The organism is Paraburkholderia sp. IMGN_8 (assembly GCF_038050405.1).
Lineage (GTDB): Bacteria > Pseudomonadota > Gammaproteobacteria > Burkholderiales > Burkholderiaceae > Paraburkholderia.
The window spans coordinates 3,362,426-3,381,837 of the sequence record NZ_CP150901.1; the positions used below are offsets into that span (position 1 = coordinate 3,362,426).

The following is a 19,412-nucleotide window of genomic DNA, read 5'->3' on the forward strand; positions in this document are numbered from 1 at the left end:
TCCCGCCGCGCTGTGTCAAAGAGCGAAGGCCATGCGGCCTGCACTCGTCCCGTTTTCTTGTTGCTGCTTCCGGCTGGTCAACCGGTCTTGTGTGGTGTGCTGCGCGAGCGACGCGACGATTTCGTCCGCGCGCAGCGCGAGAACCGACAGCAGCGTGTCGGAAAGCCCGTGGCTGTCTTCGCAGCAGCCTTGCAGGTAAATGCGCGGTTTGAAGCTCGCGGGCGTAGCGAGCCGGTAATCGCGTTCGACATTGCCTTGCGCGAGCGCCTCGCCCAGCTGCGGCGCGAGCCCTTCGAGCAGCGCGAAATGCGTGTCGCGGCGGTAGCCGGTCGCGAGCACGAGCGCATCGAATTGTTCGGCGCGAGCGTGGCCGCTCAGGCGGTCGCGCAGCGTAAGTTCGATCTGGCCGCTCGCCGTGCGCACCGCGGTCTCGATACCGGTATTCGCCAGCAGGCGATGACGCCGCTCAGCCGACACGCTTTGCAGATAGAGCATTTCGTAGATCTGCTCGATCAGCGGACGATCGACCACCGCGTAGTTGGTATCGCGAAAGCGCTCGATCAGCGAGCGGCGGCCGTCTTTCGGCTGCGCGTAGACGATGTCGGTAAAAGCCGGGCTGAAGATCTCGTTGACGAACGGGCTGTCGTCGGCGGGTTTGAGCGCGCTCGAACGGATCACGAGGCTCGCGTCGACGTGCGGAAAGCGGCGCGTCAGATCGATGAACACTTCGGCCGCGCTCTGCCCCGCGCCGATCACCGCTACGCGCTTACGCGCACCGCTTGCCGCGCCGACCACGCGGTCGATCGAACTCAGATACTTCGACGAATGCACGATGTTGTGCGAGCCGAGTGCGGCAAACGCCTCCGGCACCTGAGCGCCGCCGCCGATGCCGATCGACAGCGCACGCGTCACACGCTGCCATTCGCGGCCGTCGTCGTCGCGCGAGAACACGCGTAGCGCTTCGACTTCGGCTGGCTTGCCGGCAACTGTAACCGGCTCGATGCCGATGACGGTCTGGCCGTAGTGCACGCGTTCGTCGAATGCGGCGGCGACCCAGCTGAGGTAATCGTGAAACTCGACCCGCGTCGGATAAAAGCTCTTCAGATTGACGAAATCGGCCAGACGTCCGCGTTCGAACAGGTAGTTGATGAACGTGAAGCGGCTCTTCGGATCGCGCAGCGTGACGAGATCCTTGAGGAAAGAAATCTGCATCCGGCAGTCGTCGAGCAGCATGCCGCGATGCCAGCCGAATTCCGGCTGCCGCTCGATGAAGCAATGCACGAGATTCGACACGCCTGCCTCTTCGGCGAGGCGCACGGCAAGCGCAAGATTCGACGGCCCGAAGCCGACGCCGATCAGATCAAATACGGTATCTCTGTGCATGTCGCAGGTCCTTATCGGTGTGAGCCGGCGCGCCGGATGCGCTGACCGGGGAAAAATGTCTTGTGTGTGGCGCGGGTTTCAATCGGCATCCCGCATCTCGGCGACGGCCGATGCGTGCGCGGCAAGCCGCGCGCCCAGTTCGACGAAGTTCGGCGCGGCGAATACATCGGCAATCGATAGCAAGTGGCCAGCCGCTTGCGCCGCATCGACGAAGCGCACGACGTCGAACGACGTCGCGCCGGCTTCGAACAGATCGTCGTGATGGGCTGGTGTATTGCCTTCGAAGAGATCGCTCCACACGCGTTCGAGTGCCTGGGCGTGTCGGGTTGCTGCTTCGCATACCGTGCCCGTGCGCGTAGCCGCGGAACCTTGCGCGTTCAGCACATAACGCGCTTGCGCCGCGCCCAGCTCTTCATGCGGCGCATCGACAAAGCGCTGCACCACATCGAGGTAATCCGCCGTCAACGCCTCGACGAAGCCGCGGTCGACCAGTTCGTTCGCATACGAAAACGCACCCGTCACACGGCCGTCCGGATGCTCGACCACGTCGAGTTCCAACTCGAACACGACCCGATGCCGGACGTCGTTGAAATCGTCGAGCGTGAGACCGGCCCAGTCGCGCTCCGTCGTGCCCGCCGGGCGCAGGTAGTTGAACATCACCTGAAACAAGGGATTGCCGAGCCCCGTGCGCGGCGCGCGCAACGCCGCCACGACCTCGTCGAAAGGCGTATCGGCATGCGCATAGGCGGCGAGCGCCGCATCGCGGACGTGGGCGAGCAGCGTCGCGGGCGAATCCGTTTTCGCGAGTCGCGTGCGCACGACTACCGCGTTGATGAAAAGCCCAAGCGCGCGACGCGCCGCTTCGCCGGTCAGTTCGCGGGTCGATGCGAGCACGCCGACCGGCTGATCGGTTGCGCCGGTCGTCCGGTAGAACGCGACGTTCAGCGCCGCGTGCAGCAGCATCGGCAAGGTCGCATGGACCTCGAGCGCCATCGAGCGGGCGCGCCGCACCAATGCCGGGGCGAATTCGAATGCGAAGCGGCCGGCGGCCCACAGCGGTGCGGCGGCCCGGCCCGATGGCGGTGCCGGCAAGACATGAGCGGGCGCATCGGCAAGCACGTCACGCCAGAACGACAGCCGTGCGCGTGGCGCTGCAACGGGCAGAACCGGTGTGATGTGTGAAGACAACGACGCGTTGACAGCCGCGGATACGCCATGCACCGGCACTGCGCCGCGCACGATCGCCACATAAATCGTGCGGACCTCGTCCAGCCACAGATCGATCGACTGTCCATCCGACACGATGTGATGCACGACCAGCGACAGCACATGATCCTGCTCGCCAAGACGCAACAGCCGCGCGCGCCAGAGTGGTGCGTCGTCGAGCAAACCGAACGGCGCCAGTGCGTCTTCGTCGGTCAGCGCAACGGCGGCGGCCTCGCGGGCCGCATCGTCGCGCTCAACCGGGAGATCGATCACCGGAAGTTCGACCGGCCACATCGCCGCGATCCGTTGGCCCGGCAATTGACCCGCGCGAACGACCAGGCGCGTGCGCAATGCCGGATGCCGCGCAGCGGCCTCGGCAAATGCTTCGCGCAACGCATTGGCGTCGAGCGGCCCGCGCAGACGCAACGCGACCGGAATGTTGTAGGCCGCGCTGTCCGGCTGCGCGCGCCACAGGAACCACAGGCTCGATTGCGCGGACGACAGCGGCAACACGCCTCGCGCATCGGCAACCAGAAGCGGATTCGCCGCGCCGCTGTCCGCTTGCGACGTCATCTCGGCCACCGCGTCGCTACGTGGCGCGGCCATCACGCGCTGCGAATATTGAGCGAGCGTCGGCGCTTCGAAGAGCGTGCGCACCGGCACGTCCCGCGCGAGCCGTTCGGCCACGCGTGTCGCCACACGCACCGCGGCAAGTGAATGTCCACCGAGTTCGAAGAAGTGATCGGCCCGGCCGACGCGCTCCACGCCCAGCACTTCGCGGAAAATCGCTGCAAGCGCTGTTTCGAGCCCGGCCGCAGGCGCCTGATACGCACGCGCGACGCGCTGCGGCTCCGGCAACGCCGCTCGATCGACCTTGCTGTTCGCGTTGCGCGGCAACGCGTCGAGCACGACGATATGCGCGGGCACCATGTAATCGGGCAGCGTGTGACGCAGATGCGCGTCGAGTTCGGCGGCGTCCGCTCGCGTGTTGCGCTCGCGCGCTTCGGCGCTCAACTCGACATACGCGATGAGCGCCGCTTGCGTGCCCTTGCCGCGCACGATCGCCACGGCTTCGCGCACGTCGTCGTGCGCGGCGAGTTGCGCTTCGATCTCGCCCAGTTCGATGCGCAGCCCGCGCAGTTTCACCTGATGATCGACCCGGCCGATGAAATCGAACACGCCATCCGCGCGGCGCTTGACGAGATCGCCCGTGCGGTAGAGCCGCGCGCCCGGCGCGCCGAATGGATCGGGCACGAAACGCTCGGCGGTGAGCGCCGGGCGGTCGAGATAACCGCGCGCGAGCCCGACGCCCTCGCCGCCCAGATACAGCTCGCCGATTACACCGACGGGTAGCGGATTCAGCCGGGCATCGAGCACATGCGCTGTGCGCGCGCCGACCAATGTGCCGATCGGCAGGTATGCACTGTCGGCGAACCTGGCGGCATCGTCGGTGGGATTGAACATCCACAGCATCGGCGTGATCACGGTCTCGGTCGGACCATAACCGTTGACGATGCGCGCGTTCGGAAACGCGCGGCGCATCAGTGCGAAAGCTTCGCGCGAGGTGGCTTCGCCGCCTACCGTCAGCGATCGCAAGGTGGGCGGCGCACCGTGTGAGAGCGCCCATTCTGCGAGTTGCGTCGCGCAACCGGGCGGCACGTAGGTCATCGTCACGCCTTCGCGGACCATCATCCGGCAGGTTTGCGCGGGCGGCCACAGCGTGTCGGCGGTGACGGCCACCGCTGCGCCTGACATGTACTGCGAGAACCAGCCTTCATGCGCACCGTCGAAATTGACCGACTGGAACAACAGGAAGACGTCGCTTTCGCCCGCCCCGTAGCGCGCTGCAATCGCCGCGCAGTGCAACGCGAACGAGCCGTGATCGACCACCACGCCCTTCGGTTTGCCGGTCGAGCCGGATGTGTAGATCACGTAGGCCGCCTGGTGCGGCGAGACACCGGGAAGCTCGACCGGCGCCGTCTCTAGCTCGTCACGCGGCGTTTCTTCGTCGATCAACCAAAGGCGCAGGTGGTTCGACGCCGGCAGCGCGGCGCGGCTCGCCCGTTCGGTAACGACGTGGGTGATCTGCGCGTCGTCGAGAACCTGCGCGAGGCGCTCGCGCGGATGGCTCGGATCGAGCGGCACGAACGCGCCGCCGGATTTCAGCGCGGCGATCAGGCCCACCAGTAAATCGACGGAGCGGCTCAGCGCCACGCCCACGCGCATCTCGGCTTTCACGCCCGCTGCAACGAGCCGCTGAGCAAGCCGTGTGGCGCGCGCGTCCACTTCACCGCGCGTGAGCGATCGGTTGAGATCGGCCACACCGCGCGCATCGGGCCTGGCGTATGCGTGCTCAGCAACACGCTGATGAACGGGCCTGAACGCTTCGTCGTTGTTCAGCGTGGTGCTGTTCCATGCATCGAGCTGAACGCGCTCCGCTTCAGGCAACCATTGCAAATCGCCAACCGGGGTTTCAGGCGCAACAGCCGCATTCGACAGCAGTTCGATAAAGCGCCCTGCTAACCGCTCCACCGCATCTGTGTCGAACAGGTCGAGCGCGTAAATGAAGTACGCATCGATGGAACCGTCGTCGCGCTCTTCAAAGCTGAGCGTCAGATCGAATTTGGCAAAGGGCGCGCCCGATGGCAACTCCGTCACGCGCATCTCGGCAAGCGATGGCAGCGCGCGGCGTGCGCCATACGCCGCCATGACCTGAAACAGCGGATGGTGGCTCGCGCTGCGCACCACGCCGAGCGCTTCGACCACCTGCTCGAACGGTACGTCCTGGTGCGATTGGGCATCGATCAGAGTTCGCTGCGTCGCGCCGACCAATTCGGCGAACGGCTGCGTGGCTGGCACCGGCGTGGCGAGCGTCAGCGTGTTGACGAAGAAGCCCACCAGCCCCGCCACTTCGCTCCGCTCGCGATTCGCAGCGGGCACGCCGATCTGAATCCGCACGTCACCTGAAGAGCGCGCAAGCAATGCGTTCAGCGCTGCAAGCAGCACGGCGAACGGCGTCGCGCGCTGTGCGTTGGCAAGTGTCCTGACTTGTTGCGCGAGCGCTGCCTCCAAAGCGAAACGATGCCGCCCGCCGTGCGCACTACGCTGAGCAGGACGCGGTGCAGCGCCCGGCAGCATCAACACATCGCGGCTCGCGTCCAACCGCGCACGCCAGAATTCAAGCTGACGATCACGCTCGCCGGCATCGAGCCAACGACGCTGCCATAACGCGTAGTCGGCGTACTGGATGGGCAGCGGCGCCAGCGACACCGCTTCGCTCTTCGCATAGGCGCGATAAAACGACGCCAGTTCGGCGAGCATCACGTCCGCCGACCAGCCGTCGGACACAATGTGATGCGTCGTTAGCGCGAGCCAGTGCGTCGTCGCGTCGAGACGGATCAGGTGCGCGCGCATCAGCGGGCCGAGCGCCAGATCGAAGAGCAGTGCCTCGTCGGCCTGCGCGACGGCTGCGGCGCGTGCCTCGCGTTCATGCAAGGGCAGCGTGCTGATATCGGTAGCATGCCAGGGGCAGCGAGACGGCGCGTGCACGGTCTGCATCACGCCGTCCGCACTTTCCGCGAACGTGGTGCGCAAAGCCTCGTGCCGCGCGATCAGCGCATCGCACGAGAGGCGCAGCGCATTTGCATCGAGCGCGCCATCGAGCCGCAGACGTTCGGTGATGTGATACGCCGCCGGTTCGTCGATCATCCGTGCGTGCAGCCACAAACGCGTCTGCGCGAACGATGCCGGCACGCTCGCGGCCCGCTCAGCGCGCGGCGGAATCGGCAGCACGCGAAAATCGATACCGGCCGCGTCGAGCTTCGTGAGGAACGCCGTGCGCTGCGCGTCCGGCAAAAGCGCGAAGCGTGCCGCGAGGGAAAGCAGATCCGGTTTGGCTGTCGTCATGCTGGGTTGTCTCAGTACTGATTGCGTATCGGCTTGGTGGCTTATTGCAGTTCTAGCTCCCCGAGCAGCGCATCGATCGCGCTCGCGGTGTCTTGTCCTGCATGCGTGTCGCGCTCCGCCAACGCGCGGTCGATCGCTGCAGCGCAGCGTTGCAGCGTGCGTTCGTCGAACAGCGTGCGCAGCGGCAGGATCAGCGTCCAATGCAGATTGGCTTGCGCATTCGCCTGCGTCGCGAGCAGCGAGTGACCGCCGAGAGCGAAGAAGTCGTCATCGCGGCCAATCGAATCCAGACGCAGCACGCGTTGCCAGATCGCGGCGAGTTGGCGCTCCGTATCGGTTTCCGGCGACGCGACGTGCTTGCCTTCGGCGAGACTGCGAACAGGCGCCGGCAGCGCATGGCGATCGCACTTGCCGTTCGGCGTGACCGGCAGCACGTTCATCCCGATCAGATGCGCGGGCACCATGTACGACGGCAATTGCGCGCGCAATGCGTCGAGCAGCGCTTGTGTGTCGACCGTGTTGTCCGCGCCCCGTGCGACATAGCCGATCAGTTGCTCATCGCGCACGATCACCACCGCGTCGCGCACGCCTTGCGCGGCACGCAGCAAGGCTTCGATCTCACCGGGCTCGATGCGCTGGCCGCGCAGCTTCACCTGGGTATCGATGCGGCCGAGATAATCGAGCGCGCCGTCCGCTCGCCGGCGTGCAAGGTCGCCGGTCCGATAAACACGCGCGCCGCTCACGAACGGATCGGGCACGAAGCGCTCGGCAGTCAGCGCCGCACGGCCGAGATAGCCGCGCGCGAGTCCCACGCCGCCGAGGTACAGTTCGCCGATCGCGCCTGGTGGAAGCGGTTGCAACGCCCCGTCGAGCACGTGCATTTGCAGATTCGCAATCGGATGACCGATGGGTATGGACGCCGCGTCGGCGTCGCGCGCTTCGCAAGTCCAGTGCGACACGTCGATGGCGGCTTCGGTTGGACCGTAGAGGTTGTACAGCCGCGCATCAGGCAGATGCTGCGCGACGCGCGCCACCAGTTCCGGCGCGAGCGCTTCACCGCTTGCCACGATCCGCTTAATGCTCAAGCAACGGCCGGCGGCCTTGAAATCGTCGAGATACGCGACGAAGGCCGCGAGCATCGACGGCACGAAATGCAGCGTGGTGACGCGATGCGCTTCGATCGTGGCAACCAGCCGTGCCGGATCGCGATGATCGCCTGGCGCCGCGATCGCGAGCTTCGCGCCGACGGCGAGCGGCCAGACGAATTCCCATACCGACACGTCGAAGCCAAACGGCGTCTTGTGCAGCACCACATCGCCGGCGTTCAGGCGATACGCGTCCTGCATCCACGCGATCCGGTTGGCGAGCGCGCGATGTGTATTGCCCGCGCCCTTCGGCTTGCCGGTCGATCCGGAGGTGTAAAGCAGATAGGCGAGCTGATCGGGTGTGGCGTCGACTTTATGATCGAGTGTCGCATCGGCGTTCAATAGTTCGTCGACGGTCAGGATCTTTACGTCGGCGCGGTCGACCGCCGCTACGACACGTTCGCGCAGATGCGGCTGTGTCAGCACGACTGCCGGTTTCGCGTCGTTGAGCAGGTAGCCGATGCGCTCGGCCGGGTAATCAGGATCGATGGGCAGATAGGCCGCACCCGCCTTCAGCACGCCGATGAGCGCCACCACCATGTCGAACGAACGCTCGACGCACAGCGCAACCGCCGTATCCGGTTGCACGCCCGCTTCGATGAGCGCAGCGGCGACACGGTTGGCGTTCGCGTCGAGTGCGCGGTAGGACATCTGTTGCGTGCGGCCTTGCGGATCGACGAATTCGAGCGCGACCGCGTCAGGCGACGCTTGCGCGGCTTGTTCGAACTGACGCTGCAGTGGTTGTTGCTGCGCGCGCGGCCACGCCACCGTCGTCTCATTGACGCGCCTCAGAGCGGCGAGATCATTCGCCGTCGCGATCGAAATCGTGCCGAGCGGCGCATCAGGATTGGCGATCAATCCATCGAGGCACGCTGCAAACGCACGATGCAAAGCGGCAACGCGCGCTTCGTCGATCTGCGCGGCGTCATAACCGTAGTCGATCGTGAGCGTCGCACCCGCTTCGATGACCAGCGTCAGCGCGAAATCGGTTGCTTCGATATTGCGCAGATCGCGCAGCTTGAGCGCGCGTTCGTCGCGCCCTTCCCATGCCTCGTCGACCGGATAGTTTTCGAAAACGACCAGCGTGTCGAACAACGCACCGCCGCCTTGCCCCGCCCATTGCTGGATTTCATAGAGCGGCGTATGCGCGTGCTCCGCGGCGGCGGCGCTGTCGCGCTGCAATTCATGCAACCACGTCGACGCAGTACGTTGCGGCAACGGCGCGGTAATGACCGGCAGCGTGTTGATGAACAGGCCAAGTACGGTGTCGGCATCGGGCAGCGCATCGGGGCGGCCTGCCACTGTTGCGCCGAACACAACCGCCGTGTGATTCGTCATCCGTTGCAGCGCGAGCGCCCATGCGCCCTGCACCATCGTGTTGACCGTCACCTTCAGACGGCGTGCCGCATCGGTCAGCCGCGCGGTAGTGTCGGCGGTAAGGCGCTCGCGGCGCGTGAGATGTTCGGTCTCGCTGGTGGTTTCGGCTTCGCGATTGGCAATCAGCGTCGGTTCGTCGAGGCGCGCGAGACGTTGCAGCCAGAACGCGCGTTCCGCTTCGACATCACGCGCCGCGAGCCACGCGATGAAATCGCGGTAGCGGGCTTTCGCTGGCGCGGCGAACGGTTGTGGACGGGGCGGCTCGATATAGTCGCGCAGCACGTCGGCAAAGAAACGCGCGGTGCTCCAGCCGTCGAGCAGCAGATGGTGGCGAGTCCAGACGAGACGCCATTGTTCATCCGTGATCCGGATCAGCGCGATGCGCATCAGCGGTGCAGTAGTCAGATCGAAACCGCGCGCTCTGTCAGCACCGAGCCAGGTTTCAAAGGCATTGAGCGCGCCCTCGCTCTGGTCGCGCCAATCGAGAATCTCGACCGGCATACGCGCCTGGCGATGCACGATCTGCATCGGCGTGGCTTCTTCGGGCGTGAAGCTCGTGCGCAGAATGTCGTGTCGCGGCACGGCGGATTCAAACGCCTTGCGCAAACACTCCACGTCCGGGTCGATCAGCGTCGCGACCAGTTGATTCACATAAGTCGATTGCTCGGGCGCGAACAGCGAGTGAAACAAGATGCCCTGCTGCATCGGCGAGAGCGGATAGATGTCGTCGATGGTGCGCAGATCGAGCGGCAGGCGCTCCAACGCGGCCTGCGTGAGACCCGCGGCGCGAGCGAGCGGATAGTCGCCCGGTGTCGCACCGCCGCCGCGTTGCGCGAGACGCGCGGCGCAAGCGGCCGTCAGTTCGGCGAGCGCGGTTTCGAAATGCTGCGCGAGCGCTTCGACGGTCGTGCGGTCGAACTGCGTCGCGCCGTACACCCAGTGGACCTTTAGCGTGCGAGTGACCTCACCGTCGATGTATGCGTGAATCGCCAGCGCATTGCCGATCGGCCCGGCCGGATCGCGTTCGCGGCCCGCGCCGCCAAAGCGCGGCACGAGCGCTGCGTCGCGCGGCGCATCGAACTGGCCGAGGTAGTTGAAGGTGACATGCGGACGCGGCACGGCGGCGAGCGCCTCGCGCGTCGCGGCGTCGCCGTAATGACGCAACACGCCGAAACCGAGCCCTTTGTTCGGCACCGCGCGCAGCGTGTCCTTGACCGCGCCGAGCGTCGCTACCGGCGTGCTTTCGATGGCGAACTCCACCGGATAGTGGCTCGTCAGCCAACCAGGCGTGCGGCTCACGTCGACATCGTCGAACAACGCCTCGCGGCCATGGCCTTCGAGTTCGATGCGGCAAACGGACTGAATGGTCTGCTTGCCGAGCGACTGGGCCAGCGCGGCGATCAGCAGCTCGATCATCTGCGTGCGGTAAGCGGCATTGGCTTCCGTCAAAGCGGCACGCGTAAGATCGGCGCCGATCGTCTGTATGACCACCTGCGCATCGGCATTGGTCGCCGAGGCTTGCGGACGATCGAGCGGCAGATCGTCGTACGGTGTAGCAAGCGCGGACCAATACGGCACTTCCGCGGCAAACGGCGAGTGGGTCGCATCGCGCGCCGAACGGGCGAGCCGCGCGGCCCATTCCTGCACGCTCGCGCCCGTCGACGAAAGACGCACGCTACGGCGTTCGCCTGCGGCGCGATAGGCGGCATCGAGATCGTCGAGCAGTACGCGCCACGACACGCCGTCGACGATCACGTGATGGATCGCCACATAAAGCCTGGTCGAGCCGTCCGGCAGCATGGCGGCGCATGCGCAAGCGAGCGGACCCTGCGTCAGATCGAGCGTGCTTTGCAACGCGTCGAACTGCGCGAGCGCGTCGGCTTCGTCGCGTGCAGAAGCGGCTGCGAGTGGCAGCGTCTCGAACGCGCGCGGGGCGAGCGTGAGTTGCCATTCGCCTCGCGGACCACTCGGCGCGAAACGTTGCCGGAAAATCTCGTGATGCGTCAGCAGCGCCTCGAATGCGCGCGCGAACGCGTCGAAATCGAACGGTGCCGGCGTATCGAGTTCGATCGATTGATTCCAGTGGCCGCGCTGCGGAATATCCAGCGCGAAAAAGCGCAGTTGGGCTGGCGTGAGGGTGGCGATCGCGTCTTCACGCCTTGAAGACGCCGGCTGCGCTTTCGTTGCAGTCGGCGTGGCGGCATCCACCGCGGTCGCAACTCGCGCGAGCTGCGCGAGCGTCGGTGCGTCGAACAACTGTTTCGGCGTGAAGCGCACACCACGCTTGCGCGAACGCGCGATCACCTGCAACACGAGAATCGAATCGCCGCCCAGTTCGAAGAAGTTGTCGTCACGACCGACACGCTCCGCTTTGAGCACCTCTTTCCAGACGGTGGCAAGCGTTTCCTCAGTCGCCCCTTGCGGCGCATCGCCTTCAGCAACAGATGGCGCAGGCGCGGCGGCAAGCGCCCGCAATGCAGCGCGATCGATCTTGCCGTTTGCGGTCACGGGCAGTGCAGCCACGACCACCAGCACGGCAGGCACCATGTAATCCGGCAGACGAACGGCTAACGAAGCGCGCAACGTCGCCTCGTCGAGACGTGCCCCGCCTGCGGGTGACGCAAACGATGCCAGCCGCAAACGTCCTTCATGCTCTACCGCCAATGTTTCCGCTTGCGCGACGCCATCGAGCTCACGCAGTGCCGCGCTCACCTCGCCAGGTTCGACGCGATAGCCGCGAATCTTCACCTGATCGTCCAGACGTCCAAGGAAATCCAGCCGACGATCGGCGCGCAGTCGTACGCGATCACCCGTCCAATAGAGACGCTCGCCCCGTGCGAACGGGTGCGGCACAAAACGCTCAGCGGTCGCGGCTGCGCGGTTCAAGTAACCACGCGCGAGCCCCGGCCCGCCGAGATACAGTTCGCCGATCCCGCCAGGCGGCACGCTCGCACCGTGACGATCGAGCACGCACGCGTACGCGTTCGGCAACGGTCGGCCGAGCGGGACGGCCTGCGCTGCGTGTCCGCGCAAGACTGTCTGCGCCGCCGGGGCCGACGTGTCGCACGTGAGTGCGCCGACTGTCGCTTCCGTCGGACCGTAGTGATTGATGACGCGGCAAGCAGGCTTAAGCGCCGCGATCCGTTCGACCAGCGACCACGGCAGCGTTTCGCCACCAGTCACCAGCGCGTGTGCGGGCAGCACGTCGGCAGGCTGTTGCGCGTCGAGCAGCGCGTGCAAATGGCTCGGCACGATCTTCAGCACGCCGACCTTGCGCGTACGCATTTCGTGGGCGAAGCGATCGGGATCGAACGCGCATTGCGCGGGCAGCAAATGCAGCGTGCGGCCCGAGCACAACGCGCCGAACAGCGTCGTATGACCGAGATCGGCGGCGACCGTCGAGACCATCGCCATCGAGGCATCGGCGGCGAACGCGAGTTCGTCCAGCATCCCTTCGACATAGTCGGCCAGCGCGCGATGCGAGATCACGACGCCCTTGGGCGAGCCCGTCGAACCGGACGTGAAAATCAGATACGCGGCCTGGTCCGGCAGTGGCGCGATGCGCGGCACGGCGGCATTGGCGAGCGACGGGTCTTGCGTGAGGGTGTCGAGGTCGAGCGTCTGGGCCTTGCCGAAATTGGCCGTTGCATGCGCGCGGGCCGCCGTCAGCATCCATTGCGCGCCGCAGACATCGACAGCGGCCGCTATCCGCTCGCGCGGTGCTGCCGGGTCGAGTGGCACGGCATAGGCGCCCGACTTCATGACGCCAATGAGCGCCACGGCAAAGCGCGCCGAACGTTCGATGCATACAGCAACCGGCTTCTCCGTGCCCACGTTCCGTTGACGCAACGCGATCGCGATGCGGTCCGACGCATCGTCGAGTTCGGCGAAGGTGATCTGCGTGTCGGCGTCCGCAAGCGCCACGCGATGCGGCGTTTCACTCGCATGACGCGCGAACAGCGCGAGTACATTGTCGGCTGCCGAATGAAGCGTGCGACCGTGTTGCGCCGCGCGATACTCAGCGCTATCCGAGCAATCCAGCTCGGTGATTGCTCGCTGCGGATCGCGCACCGCGTCGGTCACGAGCGCCGCGAAACTATCGAGCCAGGCCTGAGCCGTTGCTTCGTCAATGCCGTCGAGCGCAAAGGCGGCGACCAGTTCGATGCCGCGTTGATCGTCGGTGAAATCGAGCGCGAAATCGAAGCGCGCGGCGAGATCCAGTCCCGGCGACATCCGCACCGATGCATCCGGCAAGTCAGCCGTCAGTTCGAGATCGAACTGCTGCGCGAACTTGACCCTCAGCCATTCTTCACCGCGTCGTACAGGCGGCTTCACGGCATCGAACACCTGATCGAACGGCACGTCCTGATGCGCGAAAGCATCGAAGGCCGAACGGCGCACGCCGTCGAGCAAGCCGGCGAACGATTGACTCGGCTCGACGCGCGTGCGCAACGCGAGCGTGTTGAGAAACAGGCCGACCAGCGGCGCGGTTTCCGCGCGCTGCCGATGGGCGATCGGCGCGGCCACCACGATATCGGTCGCGCCTGTCAGTCGATAGAGCCATGCGTCGAAAGCGGCCAGCAGCACGGTGAACGGCGACGTGTGTGTACGCCGCGCCAGTTCGCGCACGGCGTTGGACGTTGCCGCCGGAAGCCTCATCGCGAGGCGGCCGCCGCGATAGTCGCGTTGCGGCGAGCGTTGGCGGTCGAGCGGCAACGCGAGCGGTTCGGGTGCACCGCGCAGCGCGTCGCGCCAGTATGCGAGTTGCCGCTCGCCCTCGCCGGCTGCGAGTGAGTCGCGCTGCCATTGCGCATAGTCGGCGTATTGGATCGGCAACATGGGCAGTTGCGGATTGCGGCCAGCGGCGAAAGCTGTGTAGGCCTCGGTAAGTTCGTCGAACGCGCAGCGCGAGCTCCAGCCGTCGCTGATCGAATGATGAGTAGTCAGCAGGAAGCGCTGGGTGTCGCCGGTCAGCGTGACGAGCGTCGCTCGCACCAGCGGGCCCGCCGATAGATCGAAGGCGGTGCTGACGTGGCGCTCCGTGAGATCGGCCAACCGAGTGTCGCGTTCGGCGTCGCTGCCTGTGCTGCGCAGATCTACTTCAGCGACCGTCACCGGCAATGCCGCGTGAATCCGTTGCATCACGATGCCGTCGTCGGTTTCGACGAGCGTGGTGCGCCACGCCTGCTGGCGTTCGATCAGGTGATCGAGCGCGCGTTGCAACGTGCCGATGTCGAGCGCACCTTGCACATCCCATTGCACGGCGATGTGATACGCCGAGCCCGCCTCCTGAGTTTGTGCGAGCACCCAGAAACGCTGCTGGGCGAACGACGCAGCGCGATCGAGGAACGGCTCTTTCGTGGGCTGCACGACGGTGATCCGATGCTCAGCCACAGCCGCTTCGACATCGCTGCGATCGATCAACGCGGCGAGTCTGTCGAGCGGTTGATCGTCGAACAGCGCATCGAGCCGGAGATTCACACGCCACTCGATCCTGATCGCCGCCTGCAATTGCATCGCCGCGAGCGAATCGCCGCCGCGCGCGAAGAATCGATCATTGCTGCCGACCGGCGCCGGATCGTTCAGCAGTTGTTGCCAGATGCCGGAGAGACGCTGTTCGGTAGCCGTCTTCGGCGCGACATAATCGGCGCTCGCCAGGACCGGCATCGTCGCGACAGCATCGCGCAATGCAGCGCGATCGAGCTTGCCGTTCAGCGTATAAGGCAGACGTTCGAAGCGCGCGATGCGATGCGGCAGCCATGCTTGCGGTAAATGCGCGGCGAGATGCGCTTGCAATACTTCATCATTGAGGTCGTCTCTAAGTACGATGCAGGCGATCAATTGCGTCCGGCCGCTGGTGGTCTCGGCTAGTACGCCCGCGTCGGCGATAGCCGGATGCCCCAGCAGGCATGCCGCGATCTCACCCGGCTCCACGCGCACGCCGCGCACCTGCACCTGATCGTCGAGGCGACCGAGGTAATCGAACGAGCCGTCCGCGCGCTCGCGTGCGAGGTCGCCGGTTCGATAGATCCGCTCGCCCGCTTCACCGGTCGGGTCCGGCACGAAACGTTCGGCGGTGAGCGCCGCGCGGCCGTGATAGCCACGCGCCAGACAGACACCGCCAACCAGCAACTCACCCGCTTCGCCCTGCCGCGCAGCACCTTCGACGCGCGCCACACGGCGCCCGATGGGCCAGCCGATCGGCAACGACGCATAGCCGTTGCCGCCTTCGAGCGCCGGCGTCATGCCGCGATCGACCGGCCACAGCATCGGCGAGATGACTGTCTCGGTCGGCCCATAACCGTTGACGAGACGAATCGACGGGAACACGCGGCGAATCTCGTCGAAGCTGTCCTGCGACATTGCCTCACCGCCGAACAGCAGCGTACGCAGCGAAGGCGGCACGCCCAGGCGTTCGCAAACGTTCGCGAATTCGCGCAGATAAGCAGGCGGCAGCGTGGAATTCGTCACGCCTTCGCGCAACATGAACGCGTGCGTGGCTTCCTGCGGGAACGGCGGCGGGTCGCTGATCACCACGCTGCCGCCCACTGCGAGCGGCACCAGCCACGCTTCGATCGCGACATCGAAATTCACCGACGCGAAATGCAGCACGCGGTCGCTGCCGTCGATCGGCAAGGATTCGGCTAGCGCGTCGCCATGCGCGGCGAGCGGGCCGTGCTCGACCACCACCGCCTTCGGCGTACCGGTCGAGCCGGACGTATAGATCATGTAGGCGGCCGCGCGCGGATGCACCGGCTCGTCCGCGTCATCGAAACGCGGCGCTCTTTCGTTCGTCTCATCCGTCAGAACGGCGCTTTCCACGTCGAAGCATTGCGCAAAGCGCGCACGCATCGCCGCGTCAGCCGCGCCGTCGACGATGCCGTGCGCGAGTCCCGCATCCTGCGCGACCCAGTCGAGGCGCGCGGCCGGATGACGCGGATCGAGCGCCACGAACACACCGCCGGCCTTCAGTACTGCGAGCAATGCGACGAACAGATCGCACGAACGCGCGACACACACGCCGACCCGCACCTCCGTCGTGACGCCTCCAGCCTTCAACTGGGCCGCAAGACGCGCCGCGCGGCTATCCAGTTCACCACGCGTGAGCCGCACGGTGTGAAGCGTAAACGATGCAAGCGCGGGCGCATCGGGATCGATGCGCGCCTGAGCGCGGATTCGGTGATGCAACGCAATCGGGAAGCTCGTCATGGGCGTGAAATCCGTTAGATCTGGCCGCTGCGGCCAAGTCGCCGGCCGCAAAGGGCCGCTTCATTGGTGTGACGAACCGCGATCGCAAATCTTTACCGCTGCCGTTGCTTTTTGTTCGGACTGCCGCTTTTATGCGAAACACGGTAAATGTTTGCGGCGGCCATTCGTCTATCAGGCGAGGGGCGCGTCTTTGCTCCACTAATTTCTGCTCCGAGCGGCTGCACTCATTTGCCGCACTCCACCAATCCATTGCGACCCACTGTGACCCATTGCCGATGACCGCTGCCAACGAGCGCCACGACGCGCCACCTTCACCCTCGTCCACCGCTTCCGCCATGAACGGACCCGGCAAACCGGCCATGCGCCTCATCATGGCGTTGCTCAGGCGCTCGCGCGGGTCCTTCGCGATTGCGCTCACCGCGTGCGTGCTGAACGGCATCGCGAGTGTGCTGCTCGTCGCGACGCTAAGCCGCGCGCTCTCGCAACCGGGCGCCGCCGATCTTTCGCTAGCGACGCGTTTTGCGTTATGCGCGGTGATTGCGCTCGTCACGCGCGTCATCACCGGCGTGCTGTTCGCGCGCCTCTCGCAGGACACGATGGCGCAGTTGCGGGAGCACGTCGCGAAACGCGTCGCCGAGGCCGAACTGCGCGACGTCGAACGGATCGGCGCGGCGCCGGTGCAGTCCGTGCTGACCGACGACGCGACCAACGTGTCGATGCTGTTCTTCGCGCTGCCCAATCTCGTGATGCACGGTTCGATCGTGTTCGGCTGTCTCGGCTATCTGGCCTGGCTGTCATGGCCGGTCTGCCTGCTCGCGGTGGCGGCGATTCTGGTCGGCTCGATCGGCTATCACGCGGGCGACAAGCGCGCGATCGCGTCGCTCGAAGATGCGGGCCGCTCGCAGGACAAACTCTTCGGCTATCTCGGCGCGCTGTTCACGGGCGCGAAAGAATTGAAGCTGCATCAGGCGCGCTCGCGTCAATTTGTCGATGGTCAGCTTGGCTCGGCGATCGGCGAGGTGCGCGACCATCGACGCCGCGCGTTCAGCGCGTATGCGGTCGGGGTCGGCTGGATCGTGTTCCTGTTCTATGTGTTTCTCGGCGTCGCCGCGTTCTGGCCCGCGCTCGGCGTGCGCGCCGATGCGCCCGCGGCGTCCGGCTATGTGGTGGTGTTCCTGTTCATGCTGCTGCCGCTCGACGGCCTGCTCAACAACGTGCCGACGCTGAACGCCGCGCGCGTATCGCTCGATCGGATCGAAAAAGTGATGGGCGAATTCGGCGCGCTGCGCACCGCGCCGCCGCCCGACGAACACGCGTCGCATGAGCCGTACAGGACGCTCATACTGCGCAACGTCACGCACTCGTATTTCCACGAGCGCGACGAGCGGATGTTCCGCGTCGGGCCTGTGAACCTGACGTTCAGACCGGGCGAACTGGTGTTCATCGTCGGCGGCAACGGCAGCGGCAAGACGACGCTCGCGAAAGTGCTCACAGGTCTGTACGAACCGGAAGACGGCACTATCGAACTCGACGGCAAACCGATCGGCTTCGCCGAACGCGCCGCGTACCGGCAGCGCTTCACGGCTGTGTTCAACGATTTCCATCTGTTCGACGCATTGCTCGGTATCGTCGATCCGAACGACCCGTCGCGCGCGCAGGCCGACGCCCGCGCCAACGCGCTGGTTGCGAAACTCGCGCTCGATCACAAGGTGCAGGTGGTGAACGGTGCATTCTCGACGCGGGCGCTCTCCACCGGCCAGCGCAAACGTCTTGCGCTCGTCGTCGCCTATCTGGAGGACCGGCCGTTTTACCTGTTCGACGAATGGGCCGCGGATCAGGACCCGCAGTTCAAGGCGGTGTTCTATGAGCAACTGCTGCCGGAATTGCGCTCGCGCGGCAAGACGGTGCTGGTGATCAGCCACGACGATCGCTACTTCCATCTGGCGGACCGGGTGCTGAAGCTGGATAACGGCAGTATCGTCAGCCAGACGTACGGTTCGGCGCAGGCCGTGCAAACCGAAGCAGTGGCTAACGGCACTGAGGGTTGAGATCTGGCGAATCGCACGCGAGAGCTTGAACATGCTCCTGCGTGCGATGCTGTTGCTCTACTACTTCTTGATGACCGGCGCGGGCAGCGAAAGCAGCGTATCGGTCATCGTGTCGGCGAGACGCAGCGCGGACATCGGTCCGCCGAAACCCCAGATATTCCGTTCAACGAGGCCGACGCGCCCCGCGCTGCGCGCCGGCACGAAGCGCCAGATCGGCGAATCGAGTTTGGTGGCGAGCGGCACATCGCGCTCTGTCGCGCTGACGAACAACACCGTCAAGTCCGGTTTCTTCAACAGATCTTCCGAACTCACATAGGCCGTGCCTTCGCGCGTCGGCTCAGCTGGCCACAGATTGAGCCCAAGTGCGCGCGCGACGCCCGCTGCCGTACTGTTGCCGGTAAAAGCCCAGTAACGGTCGGGCAATCCCAGTTCCTGCAACCACGCAACCTGTTCGCCTCGACGGCCGGCTTGCGCGAGACGTTGCGCGTCGCGTGCAAAGCCCGCGTCGACTTTAGCTTCGACCGCGCGGGCCGCGTCCGCGCGCCCAGTCAGGCAGCCGATCGAGCGGAGAATCGTTCGCCCCCAATCGAGTTGCGTGACTTTGGCACCGTCTTCGGTAAAGTTGGGGCCGTACTTGAACAGCACCGTCGGCGCGATCCGCTCGAGCGCCGCGAAAATCGGCGCGTGCCGTAGCCCGACGCCCAGGATCAGATCGGGTTTGAGCGCCGCGATCGCTTCGAGACTCGGCTCCTGGCGCGTGCCGACGTCCGGCACCGACGCGAGCCGCGCGTTGTCATAACCGATCCACACCGGGTAGTACTCGGGGTCGGCCATGCCGACCGGCGTCATGCCGAGCGCGGCCAGGTCTTCGGCGAACATGAACTCGAGTACGACGATGCGCCTGGGCCGTGCGGGCAGCGAGGCGCTCGCTTGCGAGACGCTTTGATTGTCGGCAAGCGGCGTGCAGATCTGCCGCTCTTGTGTGATTGCGTTGGTCGCACTGGTTGCGTTTGCAGCGCTGCCTTGCGCGAACGCGCAGGAGCTTGAGAGCAGCGCGCCCGCCACCGCAGCGGCCATGCAACGCTTTACGTGTTGGGTTTTTCTGGCGCGGCTCGTCAATGCGAGGCGGCCTGCAGCG

5 protein-coding genes are annotated in these 19,412 nt (G+C 65.7%); 1 reads left to right on the top strand and 4 read right to left on the bottom strand.

Annotation, left to right across the window (positions count from 1 at the left end):
• Positions 1-15: 15 nt before the first annotated feature.
• From WN982_RS36280 to WN982_RS36290, 3 genes are all read right to left on the bottom strand, one after another.
• Positions 16-1,383, bottom strand: a complete 1,368-nt coding sequence (locus WN982_RS36280) for a lysine N(6)-hydroxylase/L-ornithine N(5)-oxygenase family protein (RefSeq protein ID WP_341316803.1) — start codon at positions 1,381-1,383, stop codon at positions 16-18.
• 78 nt (positions 1,384-1,461) lie between these two features.
• Positions 1,462-6,495 carry an amino acid adenylation domain-containing protein gene (locus WN982_RS36285; RefSeq protein WP_341316804.1) on the bottom strand — a complete coding sequence of 1,678 codons (5,034 nt, stop codon included), beginning with the start codon at positions 6,493-6,495 and terminating at the stop codon, positions 1,462-1,464.
• 41 nt (positions 6,496-6,536) lie between these two features.
• Positions 6,537-16,226, bottom strand: coding sequence for an amino acid adenylation domain-containing protein (locus WN982_RS36290; RefSeq protein WP_341316805.1), 9,690 nt, complete (start codon positions 16,224-16,226; stop codon positions 6,537-6,539).
• A gap of 275 nt (positions 16,227-16,501) precedes the next feature.
• Between WN982_RS36290 and WN982_RS36295 the strand changes: the two genes are divergently transcribed.
• Positions 16,502-18,274 (top strand): cyclic peptide export ABC transporter, encoded by a 1,773-nt coding sequence (locus WN982_RS36295; RefSeq protein ID WP_341316806.1) that lies wholly within the window; start codon positions 16,502-16,504, stop codon positions 18,272-18,274.
• Positions 18,275-18,334: 60 nt separating this feature from the next.
• Here the strand turns inward: WN982_RS36295 and WN982_RS36300 are convergent, their stop codons facing one another.
• Positions 18,335-19,351, bottom strand: a complete 1,017-nt coding sequence (locus WN982_RS36300) for an iron-siderophore ABC transporter substrate-binding protein (protein WP_341319539.1) — start codon at positions 19,349-19,351, stop codon at positions 18,335-18,337.
• Between the last annotated feature and the right edge of the window lie 61 nt (positions 19,352-19,412).

Coding starts and splice junctions, on each gene's coding strand:
- WN982_RS36280 (WP_341316803.1), bottom strand. CDS start 1,383: ATGCACAGAGATACCGTATTTGATCTGATCGGCGTCGGCTTCGGGCCG.
- WN982_RS36285 (WP_341316804.1), bottom strand. CDS start 6,495: ATGACGACAGCCAAACCGGATCTGCTTTCCCTCGCGGCACGCTTCGCG.
- WN982_RS36290 (WP_341316805.1), bottom strand. CDS start 16,226: ATGACGAGCTTCCCGATTGCGTTGCATCACCGAATCCGCGCTCAGGCG.
- WN982_RS36295 (WP_341316806.1), top strand. CDS start 16,502: ATGACCGCTGCCAACGAGCGCCACGACGCGCCACCTTCACCCTCGTCC.
- WN982_RS36300 (WP_341319539.1), bottom strand. CDS start 19,351: ATGGCCGCTGCGGTGGCGGGCGCGCTGCTCTCAAGCTCCTGCGCGTTC.